Source organism: Limosilactobacillus mucosae DSM 13345, from assembly GCF_001436025.1.
Classification (GTDB): Bacteria; Bacillota; Bacilli; order Lactobacillales; family Lactobacillaceae; genus Limosilactobacillus; species Limosilactobacillus mucosae.
Genome location: NZ_AZEQ01000009.1, coordinates 52538 through 64260 on the forward strand (window position 1 = coordinate 52538; position 11723 = coordinate 64260).

The window sequence follows — 11723 nt, forward strand, 5'->3', positions numbered from 1 at the left end:
TTTTTTGCATAATAATCCAGCTTGAGAAGTTTTTAGCTGCTATTAACCCCAAATGACCGCCTGTTTCACTATCATGACGCTATTGTTGTGACTGTTTGGGTGATGAGATTACTGATTCGCCAGCTGATAATGTCTGAAAATACTTGTCGAGATAGACTTTGTGGCTGACCGTCATAATCAGGTTACGCAGCATGTGTTTTTGCTCGGTATCGTCATGTCCAACTACGGCCAGTTCGTTTTGCAAGCCAAATACATATCTCAAAACGTTTTCCAGCTCTTCGCAAAAATAGTCATAGGCCGTCTGCGTGTCATAGCTTTGTCGCTGAATCCGAATTGCCAGTTTTAGATTATCCAGCTGCAGGACATTTTTAGCCACGGCAATAAACATCAGCTCGGCCAGCTGCTCTGTTTGATAAAGCTTCTTTTGCGGCCGCGAGATCAAACCATGCTTGACATAGTTGCTGATCATGGAGCTGGTCAGCTTAACGTCGCCTAATGGACTGAGGCACTGATTCAGATAATTGGTCGTCTGTTCCAGATAAAGGCCAACGTTAGGCAACTCTTGATAGCGCGGCAGTTTAAAATCAATCAGGTCTTGGGCCATTCTTTCTTCTCTCTTAGTCATCATGGTTTCCTTTCACAAATCAATTAAAAATATTATAGCTCAGGCTTGATAATTAAACTAATAGTATCTTATATTCTCTTTCCGGTTTTTAAAAAACTTGACGTTGGAATTTGGATCAACTAAACTTCAAGTAAAGAGTTTTCGAAAAACCGCTAATGTAATCGAGGTAACTATTAATGAAAAAGATCGTCGTTGACTCCGGCGCCAACCTGCTGGAAAAATCCATCAAAAACGTTGCATGCGTTAATGTTCCGCTCACCCTGACAATTGAAGATCAAGTCTGGTCTGACGATGAAGCCCTCAACCTGCCCGCTTTCACAGCCGCCCTGCAGCAGACGAGCCAGCCAGCCGCCTCTTCATGTCCTAATCTGGCCCAGTGGCTGGCCGCTTATGGGGATGCTGATGAAATCTACGTCTTGACGATTACTGGCAAAATGTCGGGCAGCTATAGTACCGCTCAGCAAGCCGCAGCAATTTATCTTGAGTCGCATCCCGCTGCTAAGATTCAAGTCTTTGACTCGCTTTCGGCTGGACCGGCAATGCATTTAATGGCTGAAAAACTGGCTGAGCTGATCAATAGCGGCCTGTCGTTTGACCGGGTCGTGATGGCTTTAAATGAATTTATGTCGCAAGTTGAGCTGATCTTTGCACTGGGTTCACTGGATAATCTCGCGGCAAACGGTCGGATCAGTCCCGTATTGGCTAAAGTGGCACACTTGATGAACCTGCGCGTGATCGGTACGGCGGATCAAGGCAGCTTTAAAATGCTGACCAAGGCACGTGGTCCGAAGAAATGCTGCCAAACCCTGATCAGCCAGATGGAACAAAAAGGCTATCAAGGCGGCGCGGTCAGAATCGATCACGTGCAGAATCGAGCAGCTGCCGAACAGTTTCAAAAGCTGCTGTTGGCTGAGTATCCCCATGCCAGCGTAGTAATTGGCGAATGCCGCGGACTATGCAGTTTTTATGCTGAACAGGGCGGGCTGATGATTGGCTTTGTCAAGGGCAATGAGCAGCAATAGTCATCCCGTTTTACTACGATTAAAAATTCGTATCCTACTATCAGTAAAAGTTATTTTACTTAATAATTAAAAACCGCTATGCTAAAAGAAATTCAAATTGGGGGACTTGAAGATGCACGAATTTCTTTTGAAAAAGTGGCGGTGGCTGCTGACGATTTTGGTATTGGCAGTAATTAGCGGTGGACTTTGCTGGTGGCAGCGAGCCCAGGCAGCTCAGCAATTCGTTCAATCAAAGACGCCGACCTTCTTTTTCCATGGCTATGGCAGCAGCCGCCATGCTGAAGAACACATGGCTAACGCGGCCAAACGAGCTGGAGCGACCAATACGATTATCTGGGCAAATGTCGACCGTACTGGCAAGGTTACCTTCCATGGTCAGATCAAGGCCAACGCCATTAATCCGATTATTGAAGTCAACTATGAAAACCCGCGGGAAACCAACTATCATACTGATGGACAGTGGGCCTTCAATGTTTTGAGCGCAGCTAAGCAAAAGTGGGGTTTCAAAAAGATGAATCTGGTTGGTCACTCAATGGGCAATATGGACATTATGTATTGCCTTTTGGATCATCCCAACAGCCAACAGCTGCCGAAATTGCAAAAACAAGTTGACATTGCCGGACATTTCAATGGCTTGAATGGCGAGAACCAGGCATCATCAAAGCTGGCCGCGGATGGCAAGCCGGCCGTAACCAATCGTTTCTATCGTGAGCTGACTAAGCTGCGAACGACCTATCCAACCGGCGTCAAGATCTTAAATATCTATGGTAATCTGCAGGATGGCTCTAATTCTGATGGCACGGTTCCTAACAACTCATCCAAATCGCTGCGCTATCTGGTGTCGCCAGTTGCCAAATCGTATACTGAGCATGAAATTAAAGGTGCACGGGCTCAGCACAGTAAATTACACAGCAACTCACAGGTTGATTCCCTACTGATCAACTTTTTGTGGAAAAAATAATACAGCTCAAAACAGTGTCAGCTTGTTTTCAAGACGGCACTGTTTTTAATTGGTCTAGTTTAGTTTAAAACGATGAATCTGATTAGAAATCCAACGAATGATTAAAATAAAGATAAAAAAGGCCCGTTTTTTCTTTTTTAAGCAACTAAAATCGATCAAAACTTGTGATTATTCGTTTGTCCCCAAAATTGGTTTACATGTTGGGCAGCTGGTGATAAAGTCTTAAACCATAAAGAGAAAGCAAATTGGTTTTTGAAAGGTGTGTTAATAATGAGAAAAGAACACGATTCACTTGGTATTCAAAGCGTCCCACAAAGCGCCTACTATGGCATTCATACTGTCCGGGCTCGTGGCAACTTTCCAGCCGTCAGCAGCGTCAATGATCGGGAGCTGGTCAAGAACTTCCTGCGCGTTAAGCTGGCCTGTGCCCGCGCCAACCAAAAAGCGGGTCGTTGGGATGATGAGCGTGTTCCATTGGCGATTGTCAAAGCCTGCCAGGATCTGTTGGCACATTTTGAGGAATATGAAGATGAATTTGCCATCCCTGCGATCCAAGGCGGTGCTGGCACGAGTACCAACATGAACGTTAACGAAGTCGTTGCCAACCGGGCGATTGAGCTGCTGGGTGGCCAAAAAGGAGACTATCAGCTGGTCAACCCCAACGATGACGTCAACAAATCACAGTCAACCAATGATACCTACCCAACCGCGGGCCATCTGACCATGATTCAGCTTACGGATCGTCTGTCGCTAACGCTGAAAAAAGTAATTGCAACGCTCAAGCAGTTGGCTGAAAAATACCAAACCACGCTTAAAATGGGGCGTACTCAATTGGAAGATGCGATCCCAACCACGTTTGGCCGCTCGTTTCATGCTTATGCCTCACTGTTGGAACGCGACCTCAAACGTCTGAAAGCCGCCCGTGATCAGCTGTTGACGGTGCCTTTGGGCGGAACGGCGATTGGCACCAGCTTGACTGCTACGCATGAGTATCTCAAAAACGTAATCGCAGAGCTGCAAAATGCCACGCTGCTGCCGGTAAAAGGCTGTGAAGATCTGATTGACGGCGTGCAAAACACTGATGAATACGTTCAGCTTTCAGGTGCCTACAAGTCATTAGCCGTTGATCTTTCTAAAATGTGCAACGACCTGCGCCTGTTGGGGTCCGGTCCGCAAAACGGCTTGGGCGAACTAAACCTGCCACAGCGTCAAGCCGGCTCTTCAATTATGCCGGGGAAGGTCAACCCAGTCATCCCTGAATTCGTAACCCAGACTGCCTACCAGGTGATCGGTCATGACGCAACCATCACCATGGCTGCCGAAGCCGGACAGCTGGAACTCAACGCCTTTGAGCCGGTGATGTTCTTTGATCTGTTTGACGATGCCCGCCTGTTAAATGGTGCTCTGCAGACGCTTAACGAGAACTGCTTGATGGGAATTACCGTAAACGTGGAGCGCTGTCGACAGATGGTTGAATCTTCCGCGGAAGCTGCGACTGCCCTTTCCCCGCTTTTAGGCTACGAAACCGTCAGCCATCTGGTTAAAAAGGCCTTAAAAGAACAGCGTCCGATTCGTGAACTGGTTGGTGATCGTCTAACAACGGCAGAATTAAATCAAGCCCTGGCGCCGACCGCATTCTTCGTTAAATAACGTTGCTTAATGAAAAACAGGCTCAGCAGCAATGCTGGGCCTGTTTTTGTCGATCATGATAGGTTGAAAATCGACTGAACCTCGCGCAGCACACCGTCATGATCGTTATCATAACTGGTGATGCGGTTGGCAAGCTTTAAAATATCGGGACTGGCATTTTTCATGGCCACCCCCAGACCGGCTTCCTGCAGCATTTGCCGGTCATTTGACGAATCGCCAAAGGCTACGACACTCTTTAGCTGATCATGATCGTTATTGATAATCAGCTCTTTTAGTCCGGCTGCTTTGTTGACGCCCAAAGGTAAGACGTCCATACAGCCAAAGCCGCTATAGGTTGCATAAACCGGATAGCGCTCAATCATCTGTTGGGCAAAACCGCGGATCTGGTCTGGCGTGACTTGATGATTGAGCCAGATTGGATTAACGTTATAGATCTTATCGTCAACCTGAGTCAGATCGTCAATGAAATCGATATTGATCCCAAACGGCCAGGCTTTTAGGTCAGAAATCCTGGTGCCCCAGGTATGATTCCAACCCGTCAGCAAAATTACGTCAGGCGTGACCGGCAACGCGTTGACTGCTTTGATCAGCTCATTGACTTGTGACTTGGCGTGCGTTCTTTCAAAAACGACCTGCCCTTTTTGGACGATCAGCGCGCCATTGATTGAGATAAACGTGTCAATCAATGGACAAGGCGCAAAACACTTCTTTAAAAATCGATAGCTGTCACCACTGGCCACGATCCAAGAAACGTTTTGCTGCTGCAGCTGACCTAATGCCGTATTCAAAGCAGCGGAATTTAGCTGGTGCCGACTGTCAAGCATGGTGCCATCGACGTCGGTTGCGATATAGCGATACATGGCGATCCTCCCTTCAATCGATTGAGGACGATAATGATGATTCTGATTAATAGCGACGCTTGCGCAGACCTAAAAAGCCAAAGCTCAGCATCCCCATCAACATGCCCAGAATCGTCATGCCCAAGCCATTGCGATTGCCGGTCTGTGGCAAGAGCTGTTCAAAAATTGATGGCTCAGCAGTCGTAATGGCGTTGGACGTGCTTAAGAGCTGACTGTCGCCATGCTTAGCCTGACTGACTTTTGTTGGCTCACTGGTTGCCTTGACCGTAACGTCTTTAAGGCTGCTCTGCTTGTTTGATTTGCTGTTGGACGTCTTGGTGCTGGAACCGGTGCTTTGCGAAGATGATGTCTGGGTCGTATCCTTGGCAACGGCTTCAATCGCCATCAGCAGATTGGCTTTCTCTAAGGCATCCTGTGCTTTGTTCAAGGCATCGACAGCATCGTTTAATTCTTTCTCTGCCTTGCTCAGCCTGTTTTTTTGCGTTTCAACGTCTTTATTGGCATTGGCTAAAGCCGTCTGTGTTTCATTGACCTTTTGCAGTGCCGATGGAATCAGTCCATAGATATGTAAGACTCCATAGTTGTCCATCGCGACGCCGACGTATTCAGTATTGGTACTCAGCAGCATTCTGGCATGACTGTTTTGCGAGTGAGCATCGTTAAACATCATATCCCAAATCGAGACCGTGGCAACACGTTTTAAATCGCCCATGGTTTTAATCAGCGTGGAAGCAATGTTTGGATTCTTCTCTGAAATAATACCAATATTTTCCCAGCTGGCCTTAACCTTGTCGCTGGTGCCATTATACTGATATTCAACGTTATCAAAAAGCTTATCAAGATCATGAGCTTTGTCAAGATCAATCAGCGGCTCCTGCTCATCTGGTTTGGCAGTTTTGTTTTTAGCTTCAATTGCTTTGTTTTGAGCAATTTTTTCCTGTAACTTGACACTGGTATTCCAGTTTTGGCTATTATAGGCATAATTAACGATTGCCAATGCCTGGGCTAGAGTCATATCGTTATAGATCCAAGCCGTCAGCCCAAACTTAGCCCGAATCTGATTGATCAAAGCAGCCACATAATCGCTGATCTCGCTTTGCTGAGCCTGCGTCAGCTTAGTAGGATCAAGCGTCATGCTTTCATCATCCAGTGTCGGCACGACGGTTAAAGCATCCTTGAGACTAGAATCCATTTCGTATTTCTGTGTTGCTTGATTGAAATGCCAGTTTTCGGTAACGTTGACTTCACCAATCTGATTCTTAACGTTGGCTGACGCATCAGATGATGAATTGTCAAACATATTTAAATTGGCATTTTTGATGTCAATTGTACTGCCGTTTAAAGCGGCGGCCTGTTCAGCACTGGATGGCATTTGTGATTGAGCCACCGCACTGGCAATGGCATAATTACTCTGTGCGACACTGGCTGCACTGGCCGCGCTGCTTTGGGCCGCTGTCGCTGAATTTACTGCTGCCGAAGCTGAGGCCACGGCGGCAGAAGCTGAATCGACTTTTTGCTGAGCCTGGGAAACGGCGGCCTGCGCGCTGGCAACGGCACATTGCGCATCGGTAGTCGAAGTTGCGGCATTTGGATTAGTCGTTGTAATTTGTGCAGTGGAATTTTTGACGGTATCGGCATGAGCTTCCTGCCAGCCGCCGCCAAAAAACGCTGCACCGGCAATGACTCCTGCCGTTAAGACCGATTGTTTTAAATGTTGATTCTTCATCTTAGATTACTCCCTTATCAAACAAGTTGGTGGTCAAACCAATCTCAATATTTACTTTACCGATTTCCACATTTTATGTCAAACCATGCTCAAAACTTAGCAAGAATCTTTCTAGCAAATCTGATACTATATAATAGTAGAAACAAATAGAAAAGAGGAAACACATGGAAGCCGATAAGTATTTGAAACTGATCGATGAGGAACTGTCGCGGCTCCCAGATTATGTTAATGAATATCGCCTTGGAACCAATCATGCCATTACGACGACCTATCAGTATCTGACTGAGATTCGTCGGTTTATGGATTGGCTGCGCACCAGCGGCCTGGTTGATGCCAAGTCAAACCGAGAAATTCCGACTTCAGTTTTGGAACACCTGCGTCGCGATGACATCATGCTCTATATTGATCATCTGCGCCATACTACCAATGCTCAGGGACGCGTCAATTCACCGACCTCAATCAATCGTTCAATCAATGCCCTGCGCAGTTTGTTCAAGTTTTTGACGATCACTGCTGACAACAACGATGGCGAACCCTATTTTGAGCGCAACGTCATGCTCAAAATCAATTCGTTAAATGATACCAAGACCTTGAACTATCGCGCCCATGCTTTGGCCGCGCATATGTATCGCGGTCAGATGAAGTTTGATTTTATTGATTTTATTGAAAATCGTTATCCCCAGGTCTGCGACAAGCGCTCATTGCCCGCGTACCGGCGTAATAAGGAACGCGACATCGCGATTGTTGCCTTGATCTTGGGGACTGGAATCCGAGTTTCTGAGACCGCCAACGTCAACGTTAATGATATCAACTGGCAGCAGCAGATGTTGGACGTTACCCGTAAAGGTGGCCAAAAAGACAGCGTGCCGATTGCTCCGTGGGCAGTCAAATACGTACAGGACTACCGTGATCTGCGTGCCCAACGTTACGGGGCGACCAAAAAGGACCAGGCCTTCTTTTTGACGGTCTATCAAGGAAAAACGCGGCGGATTACTGCCAATGCCATTGAACGGATGGTTAAAAAGTATTCGACGGCATTCGGCCATCCCTTGACCCCGCACAAGCTGCGTCACACTTTGGCCTCGGAGCTGTATGACGTAACCAAGGATCAGGTTTTGGTCTCTCAGCAATTGGGACAAAAAGGCACTTCGGCCACCGATCTCTACACGCACGTTGATCAAAAAGAGCAAAAGGCAGCGTTAAGAGAAATCAGCGAGCAGGCAAACCAAACGCCGCAAAATGAATAATCAAGCTTCTGTCTGGCGATGGCTGGACAGAAGCTTGTTTATTAGCGTTGACTTTACATAATATTCAAAACGTAATGTTCAATCGAGATGCTTTCAGTTGGTTCTTGTTTTGGAACTGATGATGGTTGTCCCACTGCTCTTTATAAATTCTGCAATCAGATTGCTGCCGTCTTTTATGATTTTAGCTGGCCAAGAAAGTTGCCGATTCACAAATTAATTTTGCTTGGACGCGTTTAAGGCAACTGGTTAAAATGCTTACGAAACGCTCATTCGATAATTGCCGCTCAGCCACATTCAAACGACCAACTACCCACGCAGATTAATTTCAGTGCGTCTGAGAGCCAAATTCTGCATTTACCCGGTTTTGGGCCGATTTTTAGTGTTAAAACGATAATTGTAAGACACTTTTGATAAAAGAATCTTACACTAAACCGCCATAAATGCCGTTAAATCAAGGTTTTTAATCAGCAGAAAAATGTGTAAGACTGTTATATGATTATTTTGAAAAATCGGCTTGTTGATTTTTAGCTGTTAATCAGACGGATTTAAAAGCAGACAGCCGGTCAACTCAGTATAATTAACGTCTACGATATTATGTAAATAAATGTCTGCTTTTAATTTTCATGGCTTTCTTGTATCATTAAAACCATTAATCAAACAAGGATGTGAGATTTTGAAGAATATCGTGATTATTGCAACTGGTGGTACGATTGCCGGCAGTGGCGAAGCTGGCCGGACTACTGAATATCGGGCAGGAACAGTAGCGGTAGCTGATATCTTAAAGAGCGTGCCCCAACTAGGAAAATTGGCCAATATTGAAATGATTTCTTTAATGAGCGTTGATTCCAATGAAATGGACGAGCAGAAATGGCTGCAGCTGCGCGAGGTTATCAATCAGCAGGCCGCTCGTGATGATGTGGATGGCATCGTGGTCACGCATGGTACCGATACGATTGAAGAAACCGCCTATTTTCTAAACTTGACGGTCAATACTGCCAAGCCAGTCGTTTTGACGGGAGCAATGCGGCCGGCAACTGCTACCAGTGCTGATGGTCCCTTCAACATCTACCAAGCCGTTGCGCTGGCAGCAGATGATCAGACCTATGACTGCGGCGTGGTCTGCCTGTTTTCCAGTACGATCTACTCGGCGCGCGATATTGCCAAGATCAACAACTATAAAATCGATGCCTTCAGCAGTCTGAACGATCATGCCGCACTGGGATACATGCGTGACGCTGAGGTCTTTATTACCAGTCGGCCGGTATCAAAACACACGATTCACTCCAAGTTCTCACAGCTTGAATATTCAGCATTGCCTAAGGTTGGCGTGGCAGTCTATTACGCTGGGGCCCCGGCTGAAGTTCTGGAACGACTGGGACAAGACTGCGATGGATTGGTAGTAATTGGAACCGGGAGCGGCAACTATTCTCAAGCCTGGCGCCAGAAACTGGACGCGTTGGCTGAACGGGGCGTGGTCGTCGTGCGCAGCTCACGGGTATCAAATTCAATCGTTTTTGACGAACCGATTTTTGACCCGCACGATCACTTTATTGGGGTCAACACCCTCACCTCTTATAAAGCCAGAATTCTGCTGATGCTTTGTCTGACCCAGACTAACGACATTGCTGCGATTCGGCAGACCTTTTTTAAATACTGAACTGCTAAGAAGCGACCCCTATCTACATTTAGGGGTCGCTTCTTATTTTTACAGTTTATATATTATGTTAAATTATTGCTAACCAATACAGCGCTGCTTTCTTAACGGTGCTTCTCATCTTTGAGGCTGCGCAGATAAGTCGCGTCTTGCCCAACCTCCAGACAGCCCAGATAAGTGCCATCTTCACGACGAACGGCAATGTATTCCAGATGGATAAAACGCTCACCATGCAGACTAAACCAAAACTCTTCGCGATCACTGGTCCCCTCATGAAAACTGGTAAGAATTTTCTTAACCTTAGGCTGGGCCTTGGGAGGATGGCAGTTGTAGACGGATCGCCCAATCACGCTCTTGGTCCGCGGAAAGATGCGATCAGGAATATCTGAATACCAGCGGACCTGATCAGCCGCGTCGACAAAGGTCAGATCAACTGGAAGCAGTTTAAAGATCGCGATCAATTCTTCCGGACTCAGCTGACCGGTTGCTAGATCAATTCTGGCTTGTGGATCAACTGGCAAGTTAGCTGCTGGTTCTTGATGATTTGGCTGAGTGATTTGGTTAACCTGCGCGTCAGTGGCGGCCAGTTGTTTGGCGATTTCATTAAACTGCTGGCCCAGTGCGGAGTTGGTGGGCTTGTTTGCCGCATCAGTAAGCTCCTGTTCGGTAGGCTGCCAATTGATTGGCGGTGAGATCAGCGTGTAGCCGATTGAATCCTCATCTGCTCGTACGCGGGCCCAGTCAGCAGGCGTGGCAACCTCAGCAAGCATTGGCAGCATGATGTCTTCTTCTTTAACGATCATTGCCAAGACTTCCTGAGTGGCTTTTTCTACGGCTGCCTCAATGACGTATTTATCGGGCAACGGCTGCTGATCGACCAGCTGACAGGCTTTTTTGATATAGCCGCGAATGTCGTCGTCAACGCCCCACATGACCTTGGGCGGTGCCGTAATACCATATTTATCCATTAGTGGAAACAAGGTATTTTCTTTTCTGGCATAATGCCGATCGATGGTCATCAGATCTTTTAGGGCCTGCTGCATTCGCTTGAGATATTCGTTCTCCCCGCCATCTTGCTGCCACTTTTTAAGACAGGGCAGCAGTTCATCATTGATTAAAGAGTCAATGATCTTGTTCTCCAGTTTCAGTGTGTAGACGGGATGCCCAGGAGTATCAAAAGCAGCGGTTGGCTTGCCCGGCGCGATGGCATCCTTAAACAGTGCTACATGCACGTTGCATAATTTTTGAATTTCACGTGGGTCCAGACCATTGGCAATCAGCTCTCTTTCGGCTGCCGTAATCTCAGCTACGTCAACGTTGGCAAATTCTTGATCAAATAACTGCTTGGCCTGATCAAAATTGCCACCATTGCTTAAAAAAGTCAGAATCTTGACCAGCTGCTGCTGACGCTGATGGAGATTATGCGGTTCAGTCATGGTTAATCACCTCATACCCATTTCGTTTAAAAGTGTCGATTACAAGGTGCTTATCAATATTCATCGCTAGACAGCCCCGATTGATATTGACGAAACGGCCAACCGTGTCAAGCATCCCAGGAATCTTGATCTTATCAAAGCCGGCTTCGACCATGATAGCGACAAAATCAGGATCCTGTTGGGCCAGATCGTGTACTGGCCGGCTAAAGTCAACGGTTTTGATGGTCATGCAGGCTACCTCCAATTCCTAACTGACGGCGTGCTTTGGGCGACATTCTGGCAATACTCCAGACTGGATACCAGACCAGCTGGACGTGGGCATCACGAATACCAGGCACGTTTTGAGCGGCTTTTTCGATGTCATTTTGCAAAAAGCTGCTTAGCGGACAGCCGGGCGTCGTTAAACTCATCTTAATGCAACAACAGCTCTGCTCATCGACTTCAACTTCATATATCAGACCTAGATCAACAATGCTGACGTTAAGCTCAGGATCGATTACAGTAGTGAGTGCGTCCCATACTTGTTGTTCAATTGGGGTCAT

At 46.8% G+C, this 11723-nt stretch carries 11 protein-coding genes; 5 read left to right on the forward strand and 6 right to left on the reverse strand.

Annotated elements, in window-relative coordinates; genetic code table 11:
* Nucleotides 1-79 precede the first annotated feature (79 nt).
* Nucleotides 80-628 carry a DUF1836 domain-containing protein gene (locus tag FC47_RS05200; protein ID WP_081036743.1) on the reverse strand — a complete coding sequence of 183 codons (549 nt, stop codon included), beginning with the start codon at nucleotides 626-628 and terminating at the stop codon, nucleotides 80-82.
* 173 nt (nucleotides 629-801) lie between these two features.
* On the opposite strand from FC47_RS05200, the gene FC47_RS05205 reads away from it, so the two are divergent.
* From FC47_RS05205 to FC47_RS05215, 3 genes are all read left to right on the forward strand, one after another.
* Nucleotides 802-1647: a DegV family protein gene (locus FC47_RS05205; protein WP_006500960.1), complete on the forward strand. Its 846-nt coding sequence runs from the start codon at nucleotides 802-804 to the stop codon at nucleotides 1645-1647.
* A 112-nt stretch (nucleotides 1648-1759) separates the two neighbouring features.
* Nucleotides 1760-2608 (forward strand): alpha/beta hydrolase, encoded by an 849-nt coding sequence (locus FC47_RS05210; RefSeq protein ID WP_006500959.1) that lies wholly within the window; start codon nucleotides 1760-1762, stop codon nucleotides 2606-2608.
* A 270-nt stretch (nucleotides 2609-2878) separates the two neighbouring features.
* A complete protein-coding gene (locus FC47_RS05215) occupies nucleotides 2879-4258 on the forward strand; it encodes an aspartate ammonia-lyase (RefSeq protein WP_033935510.1) in 1380 nt (459 codons plus the stop codon).
* Nucleotides 4259-4311: 53 nt separating this feature from the next.
* Here the strand turns inward: FC47_RS05215 and FC47_RS05220 are convergent, their stop codons facing one another.
* Nucleotides 4312-5118 (reverse strand): HAD-IIB family hydrolase, encoded by an 807-nt coding sequence (locus FC47_RS05220; RefSeq protein WP_056968279.1) that lies wholly within the window; start codon nucleotides 5116-5118, stop codon nucleotides 4312-4314.
* A gap of 46 nt (nucleotides 5119-5164) precedes the next feature.
* Nucleotides 5165-6844, reverse strand: a complete 1680-nt coding sequence (locus tag FC47_RS05225; RefSeq protein ID WP_056968281.1) for an LPXTG cell wall anchor domain-containing protein — start codon at nucleotides 6842-6844, stop codon at nucleotides 5165-5167.
* Between the two features lie 164 nt (nucleotides 6845-7008).
* Here FC47_RS05225 and xerS point away from each other — a divergent pair, with 164 nt between their 5' ends.
* Both xerS and FC47_RS05235 read left to right on the forward strand, forming a co-directional pair.
* Nucleotides 7009-8091, forward strand: a complete 1083-nt coding sequence (gene xerS, locus FC47_RS05230) for a tyrosine recombinase XerS (protein ID WP_056968283.1) — start codon at nucleotides 7009-7011, stop codon at nucleotides 8089-8091.
* A gap of 673 nt (nucleotides 8092-8764) precedes the next feature.
* Nucleotides 8765-9748 carry an asparaginase gene (locus tag FC47_RS05235; protein WP_039946256.1) on the forward strand — a complete coding sequence of 328 codons (984 nt, stop codon included), beginning with the start codon at nucleotides 8765-8767 and terminating at the stop codon, nucleotides 9746-9748.
* A gap of 101 nt (nucleotides 9749-9849) precedes the next feature.
* Here FC47_RS05235 and FC47_RS05240 read toward each other — a convergent pair whose 3' ends face one another.
* Genes FC47_RS05240 through FC47_RS05250 form a run of 3 tightly spaced genes read right to left on the reverse strand, consistent with a single transcriptional unit; the run spans nucleotide 9850 to nucleotide 11723 of the window.
* Nucleotides 9850-11181 carry a DUF438 domain-containing protein gene (locus FC47_RS05240; protein WP_006500952.1) on the reverse strand — a complete coding sequence of 444 codons (1332 nt, stop codon included), beginning with the start codon at nucleotides 11179-11181 and terminating at the stop codon, nucleotides 9850-9852.
* On the reverse strand, nucleotides 11174-11410 hold the full coding sequence (locus tag FC47_RS05245; protein ID WP_006500951.1) for a DUF1858 domain-containing protein: 237 nt from the start codon (nucleotides 11408-11410) through the stop codon (nucleotides 11174-11176). Before FC47_RS05245 ends, FC47_RS05240 begins: the two co-directional genes overlap by 8 nt.
* A complete protein-coding gene (locus FC47_RS05250) occupies nucleotides 11391-11723 on the reverse strand; it encodes a metal-sulfur cluster assembly factor (protein ID WP_039946253.1) in 333 nt (110 codons plus the stop codon). Before FC47_RS05250 ends, FC47_RS05245 begins: the two co-directional genes overlap by 20 nt.